34 protein-coding genes and 1 pseudogene are annotated in these 21531 nt (G+C 64.8%); 17 read left to right on the forward strand and 18 right to left on the reverse strand.

The features are described from left to right. Window positions 1-24 precede the first annotated feature (24 nt). A complete protein-coding gene (locus ACYCO6_RS33740) occupies window positions 25-372 on the forward strand; it encodes a hypothetical protein (protein ID WP_459773845.1) in 348 nt (115 codons plus the stop codon). A gap of 2 nt (window positions 373-374) precedes the next feature. Here ACYCO6_RS33740 and ACYCO6_RS33745 read toward each other — a convergent pair whose 3' ends face one another. Continuing rightward, entirely contained in the window at window positions 375-680 is a 306-nt protein-coding gene (locus ACYCO6_RS33745; protein ID WP_459767629.1) for a GCG_CRPN prefix-to-repeats domain-containing protein, read from the reverse strand. Window positions 681-1032: 352 nt separating this feature from the next. Here ACYCO6_RS33745 and ACYCO6_RS33750 point away from each other — a divergent pair, with 352 nt between their 5' ends. The 3 genes from ACYCO6_RS33750 to ACYCO6_RS33760 are packed head-to-tail and all read left to right on the forward strand — an operon-like array spanning window position 1033 to window position 1909. After that, window positions 1033-1452, forward strand: coding sequence for a DUF5681 domain-containing protein (locus ACYCO6_RS33750; RefSeq protein WP_459767631.1), 420 nt, complete (start codon window positions 1033-1035; stop codon window positions 1450-1452). After that, window positions 1449-1727, forward strand: coding sequence for a hypothetical protein (locus ACYCO6_RS33755; protein WP_459767633.1), 279 nt, complete (start codon window positions 1449-1451; stop codon window positions 1725-1727). The genes ACYCO6_RS33750 and ACYCO6_RS33755 overlap by 4 nt, the downstream gene beginning before the upstream one ends. Next, on the forward strand, window positions 1712-1909 hold the full coding sequence (locus ACYCO6_RS33760; protein ID WP_459767635.1) for a hypothetical protein: 198 nt from the start codon (window positions 1712-1714) through the stop codon (window positions 1907-1909). The genes ACYCO6_RS33755 and ACYCO6_RS33760 overlap by 16 nt, the downstream gene beginning before the upstream one ends. 46 nt (window positions 1910-1955) lie before the next feature. Here ACYCO6_RS33760 and ACYCO6_RS33765 read toward each other — a convergent pair whose 3' ends face one another. After that, the gene (locus ACYCO6_RS33765) at window positions 1956-3110 is read right to left on the reverse strand and encodes a chromosome partitioning protein ParA (protein ID WP_459767637.1); all 1155 of its coding nucleotides are present in this window, start codon (window positions 3108-3110) and stop codon (window positions 1956-1958) included. A 724-nt stretch (window positions 3111-3834) separates the two neighbouring features. On the opposite strand from ACYCO6_RS33765, the gene ACYCO6_RS33770 reads away from it, so the two are divergent. The 4 genes from ACYCO6_RS33770 (at window position 3835) to ACYCO6_RS33785 (ending at window position 5171) form a co-directional block, all read left to right on the forward strand. After that, window positions 3835-3933: a PsiF family protein gene (locus ACYCO6_RS33770; RefSeq protein ID WP_459767639.1), complete on the forward strand. Its 99-nt coding sequence runs from the start codon at window positions 3835-3837 to the stop codon at window positions 3931-3933. A 318-nt stretch (window positions 3934-4251) separates the two neighbouring features. After that, window positions 4252-4461 carry a cold-shock protein gene (locus tag ACYCO6_RS33775; RefSeq protein ID WP_459767641.1) on the forward strand — a complete coding sequence of 70 codons (210 nt, stop codon included), beginning with the start codon at window positions 4252-4254 and terminating at the stop codon, window positions 4459-4461. Between the two features lie 105 nt (window positions 4462-4566). Further along, on the forward strand, window positions 4567-4929 hold the full coding sequence (locus ACYCO6_RS33780) for a DUF6481 family protein (RefSeq protein ID WP_459767643.1): 363 nt from the start codon (window positions 4567-4569) through the stop codon (window positions 4927-4929). A 44-nt stretch (window positions 4930-4973) separates the two neighbouring features. Further along, window positions 4974-5171, forward strand: coding sequence for a hypothetical protein (locus ACYCO6_RS33785; protein WP_459767645.1), 198 nt, complete (start codon window positions 4974-4976; stop codon window positions 5169-5171). A 39-nt stretch (window positions 5172-5210) separates the two neighbouring features. Here ACYCO6_RS33785 and ACYCO6_RS33790 read toward each other — a convergent pair whose 3' ends face one another. The 3 genes from ACYCO6_RS33790 to ACYCO6_RS33800 form a co-directional block, all read right to left on the reverse strand. After that, on the reverse strand, window positions 5211-5660 hold the full coding sequence (locus ACYCO6_RS33790; protein WP_459767647.1) for a tyrosine-type recombinase/integrase: 450 nt from the start codon (window positions 5658-5660) through the stop codon (window positions 5211-5213). A 21-nt stretch (window positions 5661-5681) separates the two neighbouring features. Beyond that, window positions 5682-6425 carry a universal stress protein gene (locus tag ACYCO6_RS33795; RefSeq protein WP_459767649.1) on the reverse strand — a complete coding sequence of 248 codons (744 nt, stop codon included), beginning with the start codon at window positions 6423-6425 and terminating at the stop codon, window positions 5682-5684. Between the two features lie 373 nt (window positions 6426-6798). Then, window positions 6799-7179: a response regulator gene (locus ACYCO6_RS33800; protein WP_459767651.1), complete on the reverse strand. Its 381-nt coding sequence runs from the start codon at window positions 7177-7179 to the stop codon at window positions 6799-6801. Between the two features lie 540 nt (window positions 7180-7719). Between ACYCO6_RS33800 and ACYCO6_RS33805 the strand changes: the two genes are divergently transcribed. Next, a complete protein-coding gene (locus ACYCO6_RS33805; RefSeq protein WP_459767658.1) occupies window positions 7720-7947 on the forward strand; it encodes a hypothetical protein in 228 nt (75 codons plus the stop codon). 86 nt (window positions 7948-8033) lie between these two features. On the opposite strand, the gene ACYCO6_RS33810 is transcribed toward ACYCO6_RS33805, so the two are convergent. Next, window positions 8034-8246 carry a hypothetical protein gene (locus tag ACYCO6_RS33810; RefSeq protein WP_459767664.1) on the reverse strand — a complete coding sequence of 71 codons (213 nt, stop codon included), beginning with the start codon at window positions 8244-8246 and terminating at the stop codon, window positions 8034-8036. A 199-nt stretch (window positions 8247-8445) separates the two neighbouring features. Here ACYCO6_RS33810 and ACYCO6_RS33815 point away from each other — a divergent pair, with 199 nt between their 5' ends. After that, entirely contained in the window at window positions 8446-8643 is a 198-nt protein-coding gene (locus ACYCO6_RS33815; RefSeq protein WP_459767666.1) for a hypothetical protein, read from the forward strand. 65 nt (window positions 8644-8708) lie between these two features. Here ACYCO6_RS33815 and ACYCO6_RS33820 read toward each other — a convergent pair whose 3' ends face one another. Next, window positions 8709-8915 (reverse strand): hypothetical protein, encoded by a 207-nt coding sequence (locus tag ACYCO6_RS33820; protein ID WP_459773847.1) that lies wholly within the window; start codon window positions 8913-8915, stop codon window positions 8709-8711. A gap of 115 nt (window positions 8916-9030) precedes the next feature. Between ACYCO6_RS33820 and ACYCO6_RS33825 the strand changes: the two genes are divergently transcribed. After that, window positions 9031-9288, forward strand: a complete 258-nt coding sequence (locus ACYCO6_RS33825; RefSeq protein WP_459767668.1) for a hypothetical protein — start codon at window positions 9031-9033, stop codon at window positions 9286-9288. Between the two features lie 92 nt (window positions 9289-9380). On the opposite strand, the gene ACYCO6_RS33830 is transcribed toward ACYCO6_RS33825, so the two are convergent. Continuing rightward, complete coding sequence (locus ACYCO6_RS33830; RefSeq protein WP_459767670.1) at window positions 9381-9653, reverse strand: DUF6894 family protein; 273 nt, start codon at window positions 9651-9653, stop codon at window positions 9381-9383. A gap of 265 nt (window positions 9654-9918) precedes the next feature. On the opposite strand from ACYCO6_RS33830, the gene ACYCO6_RS33835 reads away from it, so the two are divergent. Together ACYCO6_RS33835 and ACYCO6_RS33840 are read left to right on the forward strand one after the other, a co-directional pair. Further along, window positions 9919-10218, forward strand: a complete 300-nt coding sequence (locus ACYCO6_RS33835; protein ID WP_459773848.1) for a Crp/Fnr family transcriptional regulator — start codon at window positions 9919-9921, stop codon at window positions 10216-10218. Beyond that, complete coding sequence (locus tag ACYCO6_RS33840; RefSeq protein ID WP_459767673.1) at window positions 10219-10527, forward strand: Crp/Fnr family transcriptional regulator; 309 nt, start codon at window positions 10219-10221, stop codon at window positions 10525-10527. Between the two features lie 158 nt (window positions 10528-10685). Here the strand turns inward: ACYCO6_RS33840 and ACYCO6_RS33845 are convergent, their stop codons facing one another. Next, the gene (locus tag ACYCO6_RS33845) at window positions 10686-11216 is read right to left on the reverse strand and encodes a hypothetical protein (protein WP_459767675.1); all 531 of its coding nucleotides are present in this window, start codon (window positions 11214-11216) and stop codon (window positions 10686-10688) included. 129 nt (window positions 11217-11345) lie between these two features. Here ACYCO6_RS33845 and ACYCO6_RS33850 point away from each other — a divergent pair, with 129 nt between their 5' ends. Both ACYCO6_RS33850 and ACYCO6_RS33855 read left to right on the forward strand, forming a co-directional pair. Continuing rightward, entirely contained in the window at window positions 11346-11603 is a 258-nt protein-coding gene (locus tag ACYCO6_RS33850) for a hypothetical protein (RefSeq protein WP_459767677.1), read from the forward strand. 350 nt (window positions 11604-11953) lie between these two features. Continuing rightward, window positions 11954-12408: pseudogene (locus ACYCO6_RS33855) on the forward strand (Ros/MucR family transcriptional regulator). A 45-nt stretch (window positions 12409-12453) separates the two neighbouring features. Here ACYCO6_RS33855 and ACYCO6_RS33860 read toward each other — a convergent pair. Then, on the reverse strand, window positions 12454-12708 hold the full coding sequence (locus ACYCO6_RS33860) for a hypothetical protein (protein ID WP_459767679.1): 255 nt from the start codon (window positions 12706-12708) through the stop codon (window positions 12454-12456). A 575-nt stretch (window positions 12709-13283) separates the two neighbouring features. Between ACYCO6_RS33860 and ACYCO6_RS33865 the strand changes: the two genes are divergently transcribed. Next, window positions 13284-14120, forward strand: a complete 837-nt coding sequence (locus ACYCO6_RS33865; protein WP_459767682.1) for a diguanylate cyclase domain-containing protein — start codon at window positions 13284-13286, stop codon at window positions 14118-14120. Window positions 14121-14265: 145 nt separating this feature from the next. Here ACYCO6_RS33865 and ACYCO6_RS33870 read toward each other — a convergent pair whose 3' ends face one another. From ACYCO6_RS33870 to ACYCO6_RS33895, 6 genes are all read right to left on the reverse strand, one after another. Further along, a complete protein-coding gene (locus ACYCO6_RS33870) occupies window positions 14266-14433 on the reverse strand; it encodes a hypothetical protein (protein WP_459767684.1) in 168 nt (55 codons plus the stop codon). A 170-nt stretch (window positions 14434-14603) separates the two neighbouring features. Beyond that, a complete protein-coding gene (locus ACYCO6_RS33875) occupies window positions 14604-14783 on the reverse strand; it encodes a hypothetical protein (RefSeq protein WP_459767686.1) in 180 nt (59 codons plus the stop codon). Window positions 14784-14876: 93 nt separating this feature from the next. Further along, a complete protein-coding gene (locus ACYCO6_RS33880; RefSeq protein WP_459767688.1) occupies window positions 14877-15086 on the reverse strand; it encodes a hypothetical protein in 210 nt (69 codons plus the stop codon). A gap of 153 nt (window positions 15087-15239) precedes the next feature. Continuing rightward, complete coding sequence (locus tag ACYCO6_RS33885) at window positions 15240-15398, reverse strand: hypothetical protein (protein WP_459767690.1); 159 nt, start codon at window positions 15396-15398, stop codon at window positions 15240-15242. A gap of 599 nt (window positions 15399-15997) precedes the next feature. Further along, window positions 15998-16243, reverse strand: a complete 246-nt coding sequence (locus ACYCO6_RS33890; RefSeq protein ID WP_459767692.1) for a hypothetical protein — start codon at window positions 16241-16243, stop codon at window positions 15998-16000. A 642-nt stretch (window positions 16244-16885) separates the two neighbouring features. Beyond that, window positions 16886-17026 carry a hypothetical protein gene (locus tag ACYCO6_RS33895; RefSeq protein ID WP_459767694.1) on the reverse strand — a complete coding sequence of 47 codons (141 nt, stop codon included), beginning with the start codon at window positions 17024-17026 and terminating at the stop codon, window positions 16886-16888. A gap of 853 nt (window positions 17027-17879) precedes the next feature. On the opposite strand from ACYCO6_RS33895, the gene ACYCO6_RS33900 reads away from it, so the two are divergent. Then, the gene (locus ACYCO6_RS33900; RefSeq protein ID WP_459767696.1) at window positions 17880-20216 is read left to right on the forward strand and encodes a Hint domain-containing protein; all 2337 of its coding nucleotides are present in this window, start codon (window positions 17880-17882) and stop codon (window positions 20214-20216) included. A gap of 837 nt (window positions 20217-21053) precedes the next feature. On the opposite strand, the gene ACYCO6_RS33905 is transcribed toward ACYCO6_RS33900, so the two are convergent. Together ACYCO6_RS33905 and ACYCO6_RS33910 are read right to left on the reverse strand one after the other, a co-directional pair. Next, window positions 21054-21194, reverse strand: coding sequence for a hypothetical protein (locus ACYCO6_RS33905; RefSeq protein WP_459767698.1), 141 nt, complete (start codon window positions 21192-21194; stop codon window positions 21054-21056). Further along, window positions 21194-21445 carry a hypothetical protein gene (locus ACYCO6_RS33910; protein WP_459767700.1) on the reverse strand — a complete coding sequence of 84 codons (252 nt, stop codon included), beginning with the start codon at window positions 21443-21445 and terminating at the stop codon, window positions 21194-21196. The genes ACYCO6_RS33905 and ACYCO6_RS33910 overlap by 1 nt, the downstream gene beginning before the upstream one ends. Between the last annotated feature and the right edge of the window lie 86 nt (window positions 21446-21531).

The following is a 21531-nucleotide window of genomic DNA, read 5'->3' on the forward strand; positions in this document are numbered from 1 at the left end:
CATGAGGGCCGCCGCGTGAAGCGCATGCCGACCACCAGCTTCTCTGCACCGGCACCGAGCCAGGAGCATCCGGCCCAGCCCGAGCGGACAGCGGCGCCGTCTTGGTGCGAGGTCGCCCCTATCGTGTCGGCCCTGATCACCACCCTGGAGGCCATCGAGGCCGGGAAGGCCAAACCCGTGATGAAGGCTCACCGCTCCGCCATGCGCCGCCAGGGTGAGACCCCGACGGCACTGGGTGGATCAAAGGCCATGAAGGCGGTGTTGCATCAGGTTACGGCCGCCGACCCTGCTCGCGCTGAGCGGCGTCTCGCATTTGTCCGTGAGGCTTGGACCGGGCTATCTGGATGGTGCCCTGACCAGCCCCACCGCTGAGGTCACCAGCCGCCATGGAACCGGCGCGGGCCGTCGTAGCCGCCAGGGCCGCGTTCGTAGCTGCCACGGTATCCATAGTCGGGCCGACCACCGTAGGGACCGCGCGGACCGCCCCACCCCCAACCATTCGGGCGGCAATGACCCCACGGGCTCGGGTGAAAGCCCGGGCCGCAGCCACCGGCCACGCGCTCGATCAGCGCCTCGCCGTCAGGCCGCCCGTACCCGAACGGCGCTGCATTCGCTGTCGTGGCGGTGGCGAGACCTGCCGCGAGCACCGCGGCCATTCCGAGCATCCTGGACCGCACCATGACACGACCTCCTGAGAGCCTCGGCCCGAACCTTGCCGGACCGGATGAGAGGAGGATGCGACCGGCGTCGTGAACCCAGTCAGGTTTGCTCGTTCATCAACCTGATGGGGTCGGCGGGGTCTGACGCGACGCTTGCGCGGTTGGACGACTGGCGCAGCAGCGGCGAGCCTCGCCAGCAGACCGCAGCCGCCGCGCTCCAGAGACTTGCGGCAGGTCTGCAGACACTGGCGCGGCCGGCCAAGAAGACGCAGTCGTGAAATCTCATAGCCAGTGCTATATTCTTTCATCAACGGGCTATCCTGGCTGTTTCATCGCTCTTGTTTTCAGCCAAGCCAGTCGCTGAGACCTGAGTATGCCGGGTGAAGGGAAACCATTCGTACAGGGCCAGTCCGGCAACCCTGCGGGGCGGCCCAAGGGCTCGCGCAACCGCGCCACGGTGGCCCTAGAGAAGATCCTCGACGGCGACGCCGAAAGCATCCTGCGGAAGGCCGTGGAGATGGCGCAGGAGGGCGACCCGACGGCGCTACGGCTGTGCCTCGACCGGATACTGCCGCCTCGCAAGGATCGGCCGATTAGCTTCGACCTGCCAGAGATCGTGACCACAGACGATCTGCCGAAAGCCACGGGCGCCATCGTGGCTGCGGTGGCTGCGGGCGAGCTGACCCCCGCCGAAGCGGCCGAGATCAGCAAGACCCTCGATGTACATGTCCGAGCCATTGAGGCGACCGAACTGCACCGACGGATGGCGGCACTGGAGGCGCGAGGGACATGAGGCTCCGAGCGCTAGAAGCGCGCCTCGCCCGGCTAGAGGCGCAGCATGGCACCGGCCGGTACGATCACCTGTCCTATGAGGAGGTCGAGCAGGTGCTGTTTGACCGTCTGCACAAGATGGCGACCGCGGCTGGCGGCGTCGACGAGTTGATGGCGGAGTGGGACGCCGCAACCGACCCGGAGGAACGGGCCCTGATTGCAGAGATCAGGGCGTATGATCGCGACGTCCGCGAGCGCTATATCGAGATGGAGGCCCGGCTGTGTCCACGACACTGAAGGCCCGCATGGTGCGCCTGGAGAAGCTCTACCCCGACCTGAAGCCCGGCCCCGAGCGCATGACCGACGAGGAGTTGGAGGGTGTCATCGGGGTGCTGCGTCAGCTCGAAGCCGGCGAGACGGTGGCTCCGGATCGCCTGGAGTGGGCGACCAGCGTCATGCACCGGGAGGGCATGCTGTGAAGCGGCCCAGAGACGCAGCGGGGGCCAACGGTTTGGCGTTAGTAGCTCACTGCGGCTTCGGCTCGGCACCTGGAGCCTGCACCGGCGCTGCGGGCGCAGGTTGATCAGAGAGCTGCTTACGACTACCCGCCAGCTGGCTTTGAAGGTCTGCTAGCTCCTGGCGAGCCGACTGTACCTGCCTGTCGAGTTCGGCCAGCTCCTTGTTTCGTGTAGCCAAGCTGTCGCTCAGAGTGGAGAGCTGAGCCTGAGCGTCAGCTTGCCGCTTCTGCAGAGCCGTCACTTCGGCGTTCAATCCGTCTCGGGCGTCCTGGAGCTTCTTGAGCGCGGCCTCAGCTTGGCTCCGCTCAGCGGTGACACGATCCCGGTCAGCCTGAGCGGTAGTCGCATCCTTCTGCGCAGAGGCAAGGCTATCCCGTGCTTGCTGAAGCTGCTGGTCGATTCGAGCGACGTCGGCCGTCAGCTTGTCCCGGTTCGCGCTCAGACCGCTGATCGCCTGCTCCAAGTCAGCGCGCTGTTTCGACACCTTTTCGGTCTCAGCCTTCGCTTCCGAGAGGGCCTTCTGCGCGGCGGCAGCCCCCTCGCGAGCTGTTTGTTGGTTCCGCTCGGCTTGGGCGAGTTCTGCCGTTTTAGCGGCGCTCTCCTGCGTCAGGGCCGCGAGGTCGCCGCGCAGCTTAGCCTCCTGCTGGCGCGCCTCCTCAAGCCGCGCACCGATATTTGCCAAATCCTGGGTGCGAGCCTTAGCAGCCTGATCGGCTTTGTCCGCGGCCTCACGCAGCGGCGCGATCTTCTGCTCGGCCTGCTGAACTTGGGTCTGCAAATCGCTGAGGCGCTGTGTCTGCGCCTGCTGCTCCTTAGTCGCTGCACCCGTCTTCTGCTCGGCCGCCTGCTGCTCCTGGCGCAGTGTCACGAGGCGGGCCTGCAGCTGCTCGACGTCCTGAGTGGCTTGGCGCCCCTGCTGCTCCGCCGCCGCGATCTTAGCCTGCAAAGCCGACAGCGTGCCCGTGGCCAGCTGCTGCTGCGCAAGCTCGCTTTGCAGCCGGACCTGCTCCGTCTGGAGCATGCTGATCTGCTGCTCGAAGGCTCTGCGGTGCTTGGAATGGACGGCGGTGACGATGAGCAGCCAGACCAGCAGCACGGCCGCGACCACGGCGAAGCTGAAGGCTACGGGGCGACGCAGTTCGGACCGGACATCGACCGCCATGGTTCACCCCCGCGCTGCTGAGGACACGTGGGGCTCAACGCAGGAGCGCCGCCGATAGCTCCTGTCATGGCGAGCCGGCGACCAGCTGCTCGCCGTGGCCTGGATGCCGTCGGCGCCCAAGCCCAATAACGACGGCTTCCCGGATGACCGCTACGGCAAGCGCCGTCTTCGTACGATCGAGCCGCAGCGCGGGTCGGTCTGGGCGCAGTGAGTATGCCGCGCGACCCCTCCGGCTGACCTGCTTCAATCTACCGGTCTAAAGAGTTCCGTAGGACCACGTGGCCGGCTTCTGCCCGGACAGGGTGTGAGGCGCGTTCCCAACGAAGCCGGCTGCTCGACGTAGGCTGACGCCCTCGCAAGTAGCCGCGATCCGCACCCCGAGTTGGCGCATGTGGCCGCGACCGTAGAGGTAGACGGCCAGTCGCGCCCGAGTAGCTTCTGGGATGCCGTCGAGCTGCTCAGGCAGGGCCTTCTGGCCCGCATGATAGAGTTGGCGCTACGGCAAGCGGCACCTTCGCCCCAGATGGTGCTCACGATGCTGGCTCGACACTCGAAGCACCCGCGGACACCCATGCGACGCTCTCTCGCGCTTCTCGCCGCTCTAGCTACCCTCACCTGCCTTCCTGCCACAGGAGGTGCACAGAGCACGTCCGAGCCGCCCCGGAAGCCCGCCTCAGCCACGGCATCCCCTGGCGAGGAGACTGCGTCGGCCGTTGATCCGGCGGTGCTCGACCGGTGTGGCCAGCGGGCGGACGATCAGAAGCTCAAGGAAGGGCCGGAGCGGAAGGCCTTCATGGGGACCTGCGTCACGCCCGAGGATTGAGCGCCGGCAGTCAACGCCACGCTCCGTCTGAACGCACAATTTTCATGAACGCCTGCGTCGAACTGGAGGACTTGGACCGCGGATTGTGAGCCTGACAAATCGGAGCCTCGGGGCAGATTTTCCCCGAACCAGATTTGTGGTTGTGATTATCTCGCCGATAGCGTACAAATCGTAGATCGATCTTTGGCCAGATATTCGGCCGTATCGCCTGAACAGGGCGAGCGCTCTGCATCTCTCCCATTTTCGACGACCAGCGACCGAGTGCGTGCGGTGCATGCGCTCGACCTATTTTCTTGCCTAAAATGATATGGAATACCTATGAGCATCGGCACCGTTAAGTGGTTCAACGACACCAAGGGCTTCGGCTTCATCCAGCCGGATGATGGCGGCAAGGACGTGTTCGTCCACATCTCCGCCGTCGAGCGCGCCGGGATGCGCAACCTCGTCGAGGGGCAGAAGATTTCCTATGAGATGGAGACTGACCGTCGCAGCGGTAAGCAGTCCGCCGGCCAGCTCCAGGCCGCTTGAGCCTCGCTCATCCGCCTCCGAAGAGTTTCGAAGCCGTTCCCCTGGGAGCGGCTTCATCTTTTTTTCGGCACCCTGGCTGAGCCGTGGTGTGCATAAGGAATATACGTGGGCCAATTCAAAACCAATCAGCTCGTTGATCGTCTTGAGGCGGTCGCCAAAGCGCGACAGGCAGCACTGGCCCGGTTCCGGGCACGCCCTGCAGCTGATGATCCGGCCGTCCTCGCGCGGCAGGCTGCGCGGCGCACTGTCGTTCAGGCGCGAGAGGTGCGCATCACCGAGCGGGAGGCAGCCCGTCTCGCAGCCGAGGCTGAACGTGAGGCCGAGGCGCTTGCTGCAAGAGAGCGTGCAGAGGCCGAACTCGTCCGTCAGGCTGCCGAGAAGGCGGAACGGCAGGCGGCCCTCGCTGCCGAGCAGAAAGCCGCGCGCGACGCGCGCTTTGCCGCCCGCAAGGCCAAGGTCCGCCGGTAGACCGGTCTCGGTCTGCACAGCGCCAATACTCTGGAGGACGAGAGATGTCCCACAAATTTAAGGTCGGCCAGAGCGTCCGGGAACTGGGAACCAGTTACGCCGGCAAGCAGACGATCATCGACGGCCGCTTCGAGGTAGTTCGGCTCATGCCGGACGACCGGTCTGGTGAGCCAACATATCGGATCAAATCCGCAAGCGGCGAACGTGCTGTGCGAGAAGCCGATCTCATTCTCGCCTCCTAAGCAGTTCCAGCTAAGTGGGATTTTATGGCGGCTGAAAAGCTACAGAAACCCGCTCCCCGAGTGTCTTTTGAAGGCGTTCGCCCGCCGGATGTAGCCGACCACTGTCTGCGGGTCGCGGTGGCCGGACTGGTCCATGATGCGGGCGAGGTCGGCCCCGCGCTCGGCGGCCGTCGTGATGTAGCCGGCCCGCAGCGAGTGTGCCCCGAAGGTCGAGGCATCGAGGCCGGCGGCCGCGCAGTAGTGCTTCATCACGCGCTCGACCATCTTCACGCCGAGGCGACGCGCCCCGACCCTGCCCGCTTTGTTGACCGGCTGGAACACCGGGCCTGTTGAGATCCCCGCTGCGTCGAGCCATTCGCGCAGCATGGCCACCGGGCGAATGAACCGGCCGTGCGGGATCGCCTTCTCCAGCCCCCTGCCCTCCTGACCTGTCTTGGACCGACGCACCAGCACCCGCAGGCCCTCTGGGTCCTCGCGCAGATCCTTCACGTCGAGGGTGAGCTTTGGCTCTCAGTGGCTCATCAAGCAGCAGACCGGCGTGCGCTCCAGGAGGCTTCGGGTCACGCTGCCAAAAATCATTTCTCGCATACGCGAGTGGCCATAAACGCCAGCGACGACGAGATCCGCGCCTTCCGCATGCACGACGTGGAGGATCTCCGCTGCGATCCCGGATGCCGAAGCGGGTCTCCTGAGCAGCGTGCAGGAAACGCCATGGTGGGCGAGGTACCCACTTACATCACGGATAGCGCCATCGCCCTCCTGTACGATCTCAACCAGAAGCACCTCATCGGCGGCCCTAAGCAGCGGCACCGCATCCATGAGAGTGCGCCGGGCCTCGCGCGTCTCCTTCCAAGCTACGACGATCCGCCGTGCTGCGAAGGTTTTGATCCCTGGGGGTACGATCAGGACAGGCCGACCCAGTTGCGGGATCGCCTCCCCCGGGTCGATGCAGGAACACCAGTCCTCGGCTCCTTCATCGTTGTAGCGGCTGAGGACGATGAGATCGGCTGCTCGGGGCTGCTGCGTCAGGAACGTCATAGGATCCTGGCGCGCTGCTCGCCACTCATTGCTCTGTTGTCGCCCGCAGGCCCGACGGAACTCCGTTTCAATGGCGGTCAACTCGTGCTCTAGGCGCGCTGCAGTGGAGGCGACAGCGTCCTGACTGATGTAGGAGCCGCGGCCGTACAAGCGCCGAGGCAAAGCCTCGCGCGCGGCGATGCCGATCAAGTGAGCATCGAACTGCTCGAAGGTCACATGCGAGATGCAGCCGGTCCGACGAACACGATCCCAGGTCTAAGGGAACCATCGCGCTCGCCAACGTCATCACGAACTCGCTGCGTCGGACTGGCTTCGATGACCGGGAACAAACGTCTTTTCCCTCATCGGAGCGATGATATACGCTGAAATCGGCTCATTTTCGAGGAATGAGGCAACGGCACGCGTATTCTGGGCATGCCGCGACAGTTGCGGATGTCTGCGAAGATAGGGCTCAGCCCTTCAAGGAGCGGTCGTTCAATCCCGACATCGACTATGTGCTGCACAGGAGACCGGGCGGCAGGTGGCGCGGGCGTCCGAGATCAAGGCCGGGCGAGGGGAAGGCTGAGGAGGTCTCGTGGCCAGGAGAGCGCTACGCGGCTGCGATCAGACCGGCCAGCATGCGCACCAGTTCCGCCTCCGAGACCGGCTTCTCTAGCCGCGGCCGGCCCCGGTAGGCCGACGTGTCGGCGAGCTTCATGTCGCCCGTGGCGAACAGATACGGCACGCTCAGGAGACCCAGCCTCTCGGCGACCGGGTAAGAGTTGTCGCCGTAGCCGAGGTTGATATCGAGCACCGCCGCGTCGGGGCAGTGCTCCTCAATCAGGTCGAGCGCCTGCCCCACGCTCGGCACCGGGCCGAGCACCTCATACCCGGCCGCCTGAAGCCAGCACTTCAGGTCCATGGCGATCAGGTACTCGTCCTCGACCACCAAGACGCAGCGCCCAGACTGGGCAACAGCAGGAACACACATCGACATCCAGACATGATCGGCCAAACCACGGCTGGTGAACCGGACTGCGCCGTCCCGCCCCCACACATGTCAGAAAGCCTGTTTTGGGTCTGGTACTGGACAATTCCATTGGGGAAGGGCCGTTTTGGTCCCGATTAGACATCCTGGTCGAACGGGCGCAGGATGTGGCGATCACCGGCCGGTTCGAACCCGTAGGCGCTGGTGGCTGAGAGAGATGTGTGCTCCCGCCTGCATCGCGCGGAGCACCCCTATGCCCGATCCCGATCACAAGCCGCTCACTCGTGCTGAGTATGGCAGAGTTCTTGTCCATATCGCTGGACGCGCCATGCTTACGGAATATGACAGGAGCATCATCCGAAACGCCCGTCAGGTGATCCAGCGCTCACGCGAGCTACTGGAGGCGACCAAGCATCAGGTTCGGCCGCCAGTGTAGGCTCGCCGTGCTACGCGAGCGATACACCGTCCGGTTTTATCCAGAGGCGTGATACGGCACTGCTCAGGTGCCCCATTCTGGCCTGACCACCTAAGAGAGGCCGGGCCATGCGCCTCGAAATGCTGAGTTTTCTCAACACCCTCCGCAGCGGTATTATTGTTCTTGAGGTGGTGGCGGAAGAACTGGTCCGGGCTGCCGAGGCGTCGCCCGACGAGGCCGCCGCCGACATCATGCTCACCGTCGCTTGCGGCCACCGGGTCAAGATCCTGGAGATGCAGGGCCAGTTCGCCGCGCTCAAGAAGTTCTACTCCGAGCGCTACCATCGCGAGGCGTGACGCGGCTGGCCTCTGCTGCCCCGCCACCCGCTCCGATCACGGGCTGGCGGGACGCGCTACGGCAGATGTGTTAACATAGATAAAGGTCAGCGCTGTTCAATGAGGCGCCTGCTATGTCCCCGTCGAGCGCGGACGAGACCGAACTTGAGATGACGCGGCGGCATGTTCGCCAAGGCGCAGCCCATGTTGCTAACCAACGCGCGCTCGTAGCTCGGTTGAGAGCAGACGGCCTCCCAATCGCAGAGGCTGAGACCCTCCTCGCCAACTTCGAGGATCTCCAGGCGCAGCACGAGGCGCATCTCGCGCGGATCGAGGGTACATAAGTGGCAACCCCTCGCGAGGCTTGATCGGCGGCGAGCTACAATGACGCGACCGCCCAACAGGCAGTCTGGCCAGCCTCGTCGCCAAGGGCAGACCCCTGCTGGCGCAGCAGACGTTACTGGCGCTCGCGATCAAACTGCGAAGGCCCAGACGCTGCCGGGCCTCGATGAGCGTTTCGTGCGTGAGTTCGTCCAGGGCCTCGTGCAATCCGCCATCGCTCGAGGGCTCGATCCGGTCGCGCGCCTTCGGGAGTTTCGCACGCTCCAGGGAGCCGCTATGGCGATGTCCCAAGACCCTGCCGTTGCCGAAACTGCCGAGCGGCTCGTCCGCGCAATAGACCTCACTCTGAAGGAGTTGGCCGCCGTGAAGTCGTAGACGGCTGGGCTAACAACATGGCTGCGTGCCGATCTCATCTGGGGGTAAGGCAGATGGCAACTCGCTTAACGCCCCCGGAAATCGCTTCCCGGCTTCATCGCCCGCTCGGCGGCCTCCATGGCGCTTTCGTAAGCCTTGGCCTCGCTGCGGTGGGGGCGGTCAGAGCGCTCGATCAACTTGCCGCTTCTGCGGATCGCCCACTGGAAGTGGCCCTCCGGCTTGGTGAGCGGCGTGACCTCGATGGAGTAGGGGTGCGGAACTTCGTCGGCTATCGGAACGCTATGCCAGCACTGTTTTGGCGATGCCAGCCGCTTGCAATCAATATCGGCTGCCTACCGGATCGCGCGTCGGCTGGCGGCAATCGCCTTGGCGTGCCACCACGCGGGCATGACGACGCCCGATCCGCAGGCCTGCGAAGCAAAAATTGAAGGCGTCTGGCGCTCAGTCAGCCTCGTCGAGGCGAAGGGCGTGTACGCAACAATGCCGAAGCGCTGCCCGGCTTGCCACGGGGTCGTAATGATCAACGGCAATTACACAGGACAGGGCAGACTGATGCTGGTGCATCGCAAAGGCCACGATGGCTGTCCGCTGCTGCCAGCGCGGTTCAAAGGCGCGCCCTCGCTGCATCCCCAGGCGCTCGCATAGAGACAGCGACCCGCGAGACTGGGTGTCAGGCGACCTGGGTGTCCGACATCAGGGCCGCGCGAGGAGAGCGGTAACTGCGGGTGAGCTGCCGGTCAGGGCGTCAGATCGAGTGGTCCAGGCTCAGCGGCGCTGTTCGACGTGAGCCCGGCAAAGGTCAGGCTCGCCGTGTAGACGACGGCGCCGCTCTCGTCGCGAATTGACATGGTGAAAGCCTGATCGTCACCGCCTGACGGGATCGCGACGCGGGCGATCTCAGGCAAGGTCAGCATCGCTTCTCTGCGTGCCGCATCCAGGTCTGCGCACAGAGTTCCGTCATCGTCCCAGTGGAACTCCCCGTCGTGAAGATCAAAGAAGTAGCGCGGCACCCGCGCCTCCGTGCTGTGACCGACATCCTGTGAGCTAACCCACCGCCCGGGATGGATGTTCTGTGCGGATGATAACAGCAACCGCAGGCCGCAGAGCGTGGTACTCCCCTCATAGGGAGAAACGCGATGAGTGGAATTCGGCAGACGGAAGCGCATGTCCTCGTGCAAGGTTCAAAGCATCGCCGTCTTCACGCTGTCTGAGACTGAAACGGCAGCGCTTCACGTCGTGCCGATGCATGTGGCGAGCTTTGACGCCGACTAGGACATCGTCCGCGAGGGGGACCGTCCCTCTCAATCCTTCGCTATCCTCAAGGGCATCGTCGCGATCTACAAGAGCACGCGGTCGGGCAAGCGGCAGGTGATGGCCTATCACGTCCCGGGAGACGTGCCCGACCTCCAGAGTCTGCACCTGAAGGTGCTCGACAATAGCATCTCCACCGTCACTCCGTGCCGGATTGGCTTCGTTCAGCACGACGCGCTGCACGCGCTATTTTGGGCTCATCCCCGCCTCGGCGACGCATTCTGGCGTATGACGCTGATCGACGCCGCCCTCTACCGCAAGTAGATGCTGAACATCGGCCGACGCGAAGCCTACGCCCGCATGGCCCACCTCTTCTGCAAGTTGATCACGCGCCTGGATGTCGTCGGGCTAGCACCAGACCGCACTTGCCCACTGCCGATGACCCAGCCCGAACTCGCGGACGCGCTCGGGATCACACCGGTGCACGTCAATCGCGTTCTCGGCGATATGAGAGAGGCGGGGTTGATCACGCTACGCAGCAGGCGGCTAACGGTGCACGACTGGGACGGGTTGAAGGCCATAGCGGAGTTCGACCCGGCCTACCTGCATCTGGGTCGCCGCGACGCGGCGTGAACCGACGCTGCCCTGCCGCCCGATCTAATCACGGGCTGGCCGGGAGGGTCGTCCATATCACCAGCGGTTGTGGTGCTCACCTACGCGTGAGGTGACCCGGCGCGGCCCCTCCGGCAGACCTGTTCAAGGACGTAGTGCTGACCAGGGACGGCGGAAGGCTAGTCATTTGCCCGCTGCGCCTCGCAGGTGATGGACCCCGGATAGATGTAGAGAGAGAACCCTGTTGCCGCGACGTTGGCGGACCGGTCTCTCCCGGCCGAACCAATCAGCGCACTTGTGAATGCATCGACCTGAGCGGCTGGCCAATCTGGTAGCAGGGCCGCCACCAGCCCTCGACACGCTTGGTCAAACTGCTCGCGCGCCGTGATGTCCCGCAGATCGACGGGCATCCACCGAGTGATGATGACCGTCGCGGCAGGTTGCGAGCCGTACGCGTGAGCCGTGAGCGAAAGCCGAGGGCCCAGCTTCCAGCCGCATGTGCCGGGCAAGTGCTGCGGTTCACCGCAACTTGCCGCTCCCCAGTCAATGCGCTCGCCAAGCCGGGCGGATGCCTCATTGATGCGAGAGCCTACATCCGCGGCCGGAAGGCTGAGGTTCTGCCCAACTGCCGAAATCGGTGCGACGGTGAGCAGGACGGCGAGAACAGCAGCGAAATGACGAGGCATCGCCTCCTCCGGGTTGCCGCTCATTCTTAGGCTTTAATCTGAGGGCATGGGCTCGATTGCGCCTACCTATTTGGTACCGAGAGCAACGGCGTGCGCCTCACTTCAGATGGTCCTTCGCCTTCAGGTACTCGGTCCTCCGACCCGACCGCTCCAATGGCGAGACGAGGGGTCTTCGTGTGGGCCGAGGAGTTCGCCTTCCTGGAGGAGGCTGCCCGGTTGCGCCGCACGTACATCGACGTGCTGTCCAGGGCCAAGCCACAGGGGCCGTTGTACAAGGCCACCGAGGGGATCGTTGACGTGATCGACGGGCTGGCCGAGGTCGTGAACGGCAACCGGCGCAGGTTCTACCAGCGGGACGCGACCACGCCCGGTCCCGATCTACTACCCGTGAAGTGGCGGACTGTCGAGTAGCGCATTGTCTCAGAGTTCGAGGAGGCGCCTATGCACACGCCAATCCCCACATCAGACCTAGCCGCCTTCCTGGCCTTGACGGGCCTCCTCGCGGTCATTGCGACACTTGCCAACGCCTGACTGTCGCTGGTGGAGCGGAATCGAGTTGCGAGTTCAGCCCGCCACGGGTCTTTGCAGGCGTGGCGGCTATGAAAAGGCGGGGTCGAGTAGGAGAAAGGCAATCTGCCAGCCGAACAAGCTTCCCCACTGGCCGAAGAGGTGATTGATTGCGGACAACAAAAACGGGGACTTGCTTTTACGATACTCCTACATCATTCCCGAAACTGAGGGGATCTACAGGGACAAACGCCTTGGACGAAGAACCACTAGAGGTCAGCCTCAACTTTACCGAGCTAGCTGCCGAGATTGTCTCAGCCTACGTCTCGAACAATCCGGTGCCGGCCTCCGAGCTGCCGGCCTTGATCGCACAGGTGCACTCAGCATTTTCCGGCCTGACCAGCGCCGATGGTCCAGGTGCTGCGACGACAGACGCGCAGACCGAGAAGCCGACACCCGCCTAAATCCGTAAGTCAATCCGAGACGACGGGATTGTGAGCTTCATCGACGGCAAGACAAGACGCTCAAGCGCCACCTGAGCAGCCGCGGGCTCGACCCGCACTCCTATCGCGAACGGTACGGTCTCCCCGCCAATTACCCGAGGGTAGCTCCGAGCTACGCCGCACAGCGCTCCGCGCTCGCGAAGGCGATTGGCCTGGGTGTCCAGGGCGGGCGCGCCAATCAGCACAAGACCCGCGCAGGGAGATAATCGACGGTCAGGCGCGACCAGCCCGTTGGTGCCGCTCTACCGACCTCAGAGCGGCAGCCGCAGGATCGTTCCGGTAGGTTCGGTGCATGCTGCTCGACCGAAGGTGTCGGCCCAACTCAGGGGGATGATACGGGCGCTGGGCGCCTCAATCGCAACCTCTATGATCGGCTTTGGCATCCGCCGCTTGGCGCCGATCCAGCGCACGATCCAGTGTTCTCGCCCGCGCCGCGATGCCGGCGGCTGCTCAGACTTGGACCCGCGCCGGGTCGAGCGGCTGTTATCACGCTTGGCTGTAGACACGGGTGAAGCTCCCCCAGCGGGGTCTCGGGAGCTAAGCGTAGCGCTGCCGCAAGCTGGGCCGCATCACCCGTTCAGAAGACGCCGAAAGGCTTAGGTGGGCTCCGACAATCGGAGTTCCCATAGCTGCTGGCCGACAAGGCCACCACGCCGGGCCTGCGGCGCACGATGGTCATGATCGCCGTCATCATGGGCTTCCCGGTCGAGGGATGAGTGCGGGCACGCCTGAGAGCCAGCGCGAGCGGGCAGCCATTCAGTACATGATGAGGCGCCTCGAGCCGTCGCTGAGCCAGCGAGCTAGACCCCGTTGCCCGGTCTGATCACAGGCTGGCGGGGGAGAGGACATCTCACCGACAGTTATAGTCTTTCGCCTACACGTGAAAAAAATCTTTCAAGGTGCAGGACAGCGCACCTACGATAGTTAAGAAACACTCAAGTTCTGTGTGCCAAGAACAGCTCGCGCGCACGAGCGGGTTGGAATTCTCGCGATGAAAGACATGCCCCGGCGGCGGGCCGCTCTTCTGGCGCGTCGTGAGGATGCTCTTGGGCGGGCGTCAGTGGGGCTATGGGAGTGCCGCTTGCGCGACGAAGCCCTCGAATGGACTGGTGGCGTCTACGACCTGTTCGACATCCCCCGGGGCGCGCGCCTGCATCGGCCACAGGTTCTCGAACTGTATGAGCCGGCCTCACACCGCCTGCTGGCGGCGATCCGCGGTCGCGCGCTGACGACGGGCGGTGATTTCCGCCTCGACACGGAGATCGTCACCACCCGCGGGCACCACCGCTGGATCAGGATTATGGCGTCCGTCGAGATCGAGCGCGGCCGGCCGGTCCGGATCTTCGGGATGAAGCGGGACGTCACCGAGGATATTGCAAGGCTGGCCGAGTTCGGTCGGCGGGCCGAGCGTGACCCATTGACCGGCCTGGCCAATCGCGGAGCCTTCGATGAACGGTTTTCGCAGGTAAGCGGGCGCGCTCCGATCAGCGCGCTGCTGCTCGTCGACCTCGATGGGTTCAAGGACATCAACGACACTCATGGACACGCGGTGGGCGACTTATGTCTCCAGCGCTCGGCCGCGCGGCTCGCGGAAATCTGCCCGGATGCCATTCTCGTTGCCCGTATCGGCGGCGACGAGTTCGCGGTTCTGATCGCCCAATCCGCTGACAAAGGAGCGGTGCAGACGCTGGGGCAGCGCATCCGCGCGGCACTAGGATGTCCGATTGAGCACGGCGGCCGTCGGCTGCGGGTTAGCGCGTCAGTCGGCATCGCGTATGGGCAAACCGGCTCTGGTGCCGGCGTTCCGGCAGAGCTTTTCGCTCGGGCAGACGCGGCCCTCTATGCCGCTAAGGCGGCTGGGCGGAACACTGTTCGGATTGACGGTGAGCCACCCGGCTCAGCCGCCGGCGCTTCCTAGGTCACGGCCTCGTTAGGCTATAGACAGCGATACCGGCGGCGCCCAGGTCGTAGCGCATCCCGGCAAGATAGCCGCCGGGGCGCGGGCATCGAGGCTGCTACCCCTCTAGCCCTCAGCGCCTCTTCCACGAGGCGCGGGATGGGGGCTACGCCTTGCCCGGCTCTATAAGAATATAATCAATAATCGCGGCAAGATCCACCCGCGCCCAGCGCTCGTGATCTGGCTTGAGATAGCCAGTAGCCTTTAGCGCTTTGCTTGATGGGTCTTTTAAGGTGCTAAGGACAGCGTGGACAATCTTTTCGGCTGCGCTCAAATCAATCTCGATTGCGCCCTTGCCACACGCGACTTAAACAGCATCACAAAGATTTTTCAGGTCTGAATTCACCGGCTCCTCCTGTATCGGAGTGTCGCGACTGCGACCCTACCCCAATTAGCGCCTTCCGGATCCTCACAGTGCCGCATGTAGCCCTGGTTGGCGAACGGTCAGGAGGCGGCCTTGTCTCGCGCCAGCCGCATCGCCCGCAGTTGCGCCGTCCGCTCGTCGGCCGCCTGCCGATCCGCCTCGACCTGCGCCAAGGCGAGCTTCGCGTCCTCCTGGCGTGCGGTCTCCCTGGCTGTCTTCGTCGCCAAGTGACCGCGAGCGTTGGGCGGCAGTACGGACATGGAGGATCCTATCGGGCGGCCGGGGGGAATAGAGGTAGTTCAAGGCGTCAGGATCGCTTCGCCTTCAGCGCCTCTTCCAAGAGGCGGGGATGGCTACCGTCGCTTAGCGACAACGACAGCGACGACGATACCAGCAACGAGAGCCGCCGCGAGAACGACGAACGTAGCGCTCTGGTAGCCGTTGGCCTTGAGCACACCCACCGACACGAACTGCCACGATGAAGCCGCCAAGGCCCATCGCGAGCCGGTGCCGCGCCACTTCAAATAGCCCTTGGCCTTCAGGTGCTCGGTGAGGAGCTTCACGGATCGCCCCGAGTGGGCGAGCTCGCGACCACAGTGCTCGCCATGGCTCTGCGGATCAATGTAAGCCGATTTTCGGGCGCTGTGCGGTCGGGGCGCAAGGCCGGCATCATGGCCTTCCCCCGCCGTCGCCCGAGGAGCCGGGGATGTGTGAACCTAGGACTTGCGCCCCTGCCACTTCGCGCGAAACGGGGTAGGCGCGCGCTCAGCCTTCAGCTCCGGGTTCGTCTTGTTCGCGAAGGCAAGCTTCACACGAGCATTAAAATCTTCGGTCGACACCATCTGAGCGGTGCCATTGTTGGAACTGCGCGCCATAATATCCTCCGCGTCGTTGCCCAGGGCACTGAATTGCGCGAAGGGTTAGACAATATATGGGGCCGAGCGGGCGATTTACGAGGTCGCCTTCTTAGGCCGGAATAGCCCTTAGCATTCGGGAGCAACATCTAGTCGGATGCCGACGCCGCCGCGGGGAAGGGGGACGGCGCGCCCAGCTTCGTGGATCGTGGTGATGAACGCCAAAGGTTCCCAGCCCTGCCGCATCAGCAGATCTCGCGGACGCCAGGGCGGGGTCTGCCGCCGGGAAAGTGACGTACCGTCGAATAAACGGCACCGGGATCTCCCACCTCGCGTTAGGATCATATCGATGCGTGGGATCTGCGATGAGCACCCTGCCTTACACCGTCCGCGCGCTCATTTTCTCGCCTGACGGTGAACTGCACCTTGAGCGTCCAGTTGAGACCTACGCAACGCCCGCTGAGGCTCGCGTGGTCTGCAATGAGGTGCTTGCAGCGCACCAAGCCGGCTCGATCAGGTCGCTAGTGCAGGTCCATGATGCCTTTGGGGGCCGCGTAGACGCCTGCGACGATCACTAGCCGAACGAGGTCCCATTCCAGGGCGGATCCGCCGGAGGGCGACTAAGCGGTGCCTTCGAGCGGCTTTGACGCTGCTCTATGCGACCATCCCTCGACCAGCTGATCGAGAACGCCCTTGCCGGCTATGCGGGCGGCTTCGAAGGTCTCGTAGGTGATCGAGCCTTCCCGGACGATCCGGCCGCCCTGTCGTATGGCCCAGTGGAAGCGCCCACGCATCAACCGGCGGGCCTGGATGTTGATCGTGAAGGGATGCGGCACGGGCTTGGACATGGCGGCAAGATAGCACACTAGCGGCTCCGGACCGTCGAGCGGATCTTTGAGGTCCCACCGCGTTGTCTGTAGAGCTCGGGGAGGTCGCCCGATGCACAAGCCTGCACCCACGCCTACGCCTGATCTCGCCGCTTTCTTGGCCGTAATGGGGGTTCTCGCGGTCGTCGCGACGGTCATCCATTAAGTTCGAGATACCGCCCAGACCTTCTAGGGCTGCTGATCTTAGGGTTAGGCCGGCTGAGTTTTCAGCCGACGTGCCGGGCCCGGCGTGTTAGCGTCTCCCCTCATGCCGGAGGGACCTCGATGATCCGATCCGCTATCGCCCTCGTATTCCTTGCCACCCCGACGGTTGCGGCTCCTGCACATCGGCAGCCCACGCCAGCCACAGTGCGGCCGCAGAGCAGCGATCCGGCTCATCCCGACAACACGGATGAGAAGGCCCAAGCGGCTCAGAACGAGCGGGTTCGGAGCAAGCTGAAGAAGGATCTCGACGCGCGAATGAAGGCAATGGACGCGCGAACGAACCGGAGCATCGGCAGCATCTGCCACGGCTGCTGAGCAGCAAGCCCCATACCGGATCCGCCCCTTGCGGGCTTCAGAACCGAAAGGCCGGACCCGCGCCTTGGGCGAGGATCAGACCAGACCTGCGGAGCCCGGCGCTCAGGCCGCCTGCCTAATCCAGCCGAGCACCGAGACGAATTGCTCGGCTTGTTCGCGGTTCAGACCGGAGGCGAGGGCGGTGCCATCGCGACAGACCGCGAAGGTGCCGTCGCCGGCCGCACGGATCTTGACGGAAGCCATGGAGATTAACCCGCGGCCCAGTCGCGGCCGATATGGTTAAGGTGGGGAAGCTCTGTGGCGAAATGTGGGTGCATGTTTCTGGACCCACAAATGCGGCGGACAGCCTCAGGCTGAGGGGTGTAAGATCTGAGGACACCCCTTTTGCTCATCCGTGAGCGAAAGGCTGCGACAGCATCCACGCCCCTCATTGGCTTTGAGGGCAATGAGCCTCTGAGACGGCGTGGAGGTCGGCGCGATGCCGGCAGGTCACAGCATTGCGGCTTTGCGTTGCTGGCTGATGTCCGCCCCTCACGAACGCCGCTCGCGCATCCGGTGCGGCTCCCACTTCATTGCCGTGCTCGATCAGATGGACGGGGATCCGGATCACGAGGATGGCGGGGACGTCGAGCCTCGGCTGGCCCCGCTCGAGAACACCGCTGGCAGTTAGGTTGTATGGCTTTGCGAGAGCGACGCAAACCGCGGAGAGGAGGCGCCCAAGACCGTAGTGTCGGTGCTGTCGGCTGAGGCGACTGCTGAGCCTGAATCCCTGCCTGAGGCGGTCATTCTGCCTCGGCGCGGCCGCGGGAATGTCATCGCGGCGGCTGGAGCGCTGATCCTCGATGTGCTGGAGCACGCGAGAACCAGGAGCAGGGTGCGGGAGAATTCCACATATCGATGCTCAAGATGGAGTGAACATCGCGCAGCTGTAGCGAATGCAGCACAGGCGCCGGGAAAATGGCGGTTGTCAGGGCATCACGACTGGTTTGCGACCTTCCTCAAGCTCGACTGGCCGACTTGAGTGCGTCAGGCTAATGCAAAGCCTGCCGCGAATAGAGCATGAGCGGCGCTTGCGGCGGCCAAGAGGAATAAAGATATGGCTGGCGGCCGGGGCGGCAACGGCGCAGATCCGAACGGAACCGGCGGGCAGGCCGGCACGGATGATACGGAGGGGTTCAACGGCGGCGTCGGTGGCAACGGCGGCTCATCGCTTCTGGGCAGTGGCGGCGGTGCAGGCGGCGGCTCAGGAGATACAGGCGGCGCGGGCGGCAACGGTGGTGCGGCGCTTGGCGGAACTGTACCGAACTCCACGGGAACGGGCGGCTTACGCACAACGTACAACGGCGTCGCGTACCAAGGTGGGGACGGCGGCAACGGTCTCGCTGGACCCAGCTCAGGTGATGGCGGCGGCGGCGGCGGCGGCGGCAGTTACGCGTATTTCACTTATCTGAACGCTGCCAACAATTCCTTCGGTATCACACGGATCGGCGGAAACGGCGGCGATGGCGGAGCCGGCAATGGAACGGGCGGCGGTGGCGGGGGCGGTGCCGGCGGCTACGGACTAGTCGCCCCAGGTACGTACAGCGCTACGACCACCGCTACCCTCACCGGGGGAAATGGTGGGAATGGTGGAGCGGCTGGCGGCCCTGGCGGCGTCGGAGGAAGCGGGGGCAACGGTGGTATCGGCCTCTTCCTCGACGGGGGCACGGTCGCTAACAGCGGCACGATCACCGGCGGCAATGGCGGCCTGGGTGGCGCGGCGCACGGCGGCATAGCGGGCACGGCGGGCCAAGGTGGAGCCGGTATCGCCGGCCAAAACCTCAATCTCACCAACACCGGTACGATCACCGGCGGCTTGGCCAACGCGGGCAACGGTGCCCGAGCTGACGCAATCGACTTCACCGGCGGCACCAACAGCCTGACACTGAGCAATGGGGGCACGACCGGCACCCTCAACGGCGGCATTGGCATCGCCGGCTCGCTGTCGATTGACCCTGGCACGGCTGCCGGCGGCAATGTCACGCTGGCCAACCAGCTTCACGACTACAACGGGACCGCCGGAAGCCTCAACAAGACCGGTGCGGGAACCCTGACCTTAAATGGCGCCAACACCTACTCAGGCGGCACGACGATCAGTGCCGGCACCTTGAACCTAGGGGCGCCGACCTCGGCCGGCACGGGCGCGATCACTTTCGCCACTATGTCAGGCACGGCCACCGCCCGGCTGGGTCTGGATGTAGCCGCTCAGCCGGCCAACGCCGGCACGTTCACCAACACCCTGGCTAACTTCGGCTCCGGCAACGAACTCGCGCTCGCCGGCCTGACCAACTCCAGCGTCAGCTACAACAGCTCCAATAGCTCGATCACCGTCACCGGCACCCGTTCTGGCGGTGGGCAGGTGAGCGAGAATTTCGTGCTGTCGTCGCCGCGCACGACCAGCTTCACGGCGACGGTGGATGGCCAAGGCAACACGATCATTCGCGCTGCCGCACCCGCCAATCCCACGAACCCGTCTCAACCGTCCAATCCGGCACCCTGCTACGTCACGGGCACGCGCATCCGCGTGTTGCGCGGCCGAGTGGTTTCGGATGTACCGGTGGAGCGCTTGGCGGTGGGGGACCTCGCCATCACGGGCGCCGGCAAGCCGCGTCCCATCCGCTGGATAGGCAGCCGGGGCTATCCCGACCTCACCACCCCCAAGCACGACAGACCCGTGCGCATCAGGGCCGATGCCATCGGCCCCGGCGTGCCTGCGCGCGATTTGCTAGTCTCCCCCGACCACGCCCTGTGGGTCGACGGCCTGTTCGTGGCTGCCGGTCACCTCGTCAACGGCACGTCGATCATCCGCGGCGAAGTAGTGGCGGACCTGACCTACTGGCACGTCGAGCTGGACAGCCACGACCTGCTGCTCGCCGAAAACACCCCGGCAGAAAGCTTCCTGCCCGCCCCGGGCGTGCGCTCGGGCTTTGACGGCTACCGCACCAACAGCGATGCGGACGCGTCGCCAATGCCCTACGCACCGCGTACCGAAGTCGGGCCCGAGTTGGCAGCGCTGCGCAAGCGCCTGATCCGGCGCTCCGGTCTACCGACCGAGCCGACGCAGTTCGGCGCCGTGCGGGCGTGGCTGGACCGGTGCGATGGCACTCGCGTGGCAGGGTGGGCGCAGGACGCGGCCTACCCTGATGCCCCTGTATGCCTGGACATCGTGGTCGACGGTCGGATCGTGGCGATGACCGTGGCCGCAGAGTACCGCGCCGACATTGCGGCTGTGGGTGTGGGCGACGGCCACCACGGCTTCGACCTCGGCTTGGCGATGCCGCTAGTTACAGGGGTACCGCACGTCGTCGAAGTTCGCCGCTCGGTCGACGATGCGGTGATCTGCGCGATGGCCGCAGATGCTGCGGGCATCTGGACGCCACTGCTGTCGGCGTGACCCGCGGCAGATCGGCGCTAAAACATGAGTGAGAGTTCAGCCCAACGGTCAGCCGGGGGCTCGCCAAGTTGGCCGAGGCATCCACGCCCCTCATCGGCTCTGAGGGCAATGAGCCTCTGAGAGGGCGTGGAGGTCGGCGCGATGCCGGCAAGGCACACCATGGCGGCTTTGCATTGCTGGCCGATTTCCGCCTTCACGAATGCGGCTCGCGCGTCTGGTGCGGGCAGCCCCTTAGTGCGGGACGCCGATGGCGGAACCGGCTGGACTGCTGGTGGCGCTCTGCCCAGCGGGTTGATTGCCCGTGCCTCTGGCCGCCGACGTACCTCCTTGGGGATTGCTCATGTCCCCTCGACCTGCACCCGTTCCGTTCGGCGCGACTGCCCCAGTCGGCGAGGCTGGATCCGCGCGCTTCGGCGGGCCACTGCCGCCGTATAGCGCACCGACGCCACCGGACGGAGCCGCACCTCCTCCAACCCCGCCGCGGCCGCTCGAACCTCCTGCACCTTCACCCAAGCCACTGCCGCTCGAAGGCGACGTGCTACCGGCGACCGGGGCTGAGCCGCTGCCGCTCCCGCTTCCGGGGGCCGAGCCAGAACCGACACCTTGTGCGAAGGCGGCGTGTATTGTGCCAGCAACGGCGAGGCTGCCGGCGACGGCCATGGTGAGGCTTGAGGCTTTCACGCGCGGATCTCCGCCTGCGAGGATCTGGGTCAGGTCCTTGCTCGGCCAACCGCTCCCCGTGAGCGCCGTTCCGGTTCTGGCGGACTGACGAACCGGCGACGCAGCCACCCCTCACGAACGCCGCTCGCGAATCCAGTGCGAGCGAGAGGTCCGATTCTATTCGACCAGCGAGATCCAGCCGAGCACCGTCACGAAGCGTTCGGCCTGAGCACGGGTCAGATTGGACACGATGGCGGTGCCGTCGCGGTAGACCGCAAAGGTGCCGTCCTCAGAGACGCGGATTTTGACCGAGGCCATCAGGCGCTTCGGCCTTCAATCGCTTCGAGCTGCTCCAGACCCGCTGGAGTGATCTGCCAGATTGCGAAGGTGCCACCCAGATGAGGGCCAGCCTGTTCTCCCAGCCACACGAGATCGCCTCGGCTCTCAAGGCCGCGCAAACGACTGTGATCACCGGGCCATGCTCGATCCGGCTGACGTTTGACGGAGATGCGTCCGTCCGTGGACTGCGCGGCTTTGGTCAGCAGGCGGTGCTCGTGATTGACCAGCATTGGCTCTCCTGGGTGCGGCGACTCCATCACGCATCACGTCCGAACAATGTGACGCGTATGGCCAAGCTTCAGCAACAGTGCGGCAA

Source organism: Methylobacterium sp. CM6257, assembly GCF_054611515.1.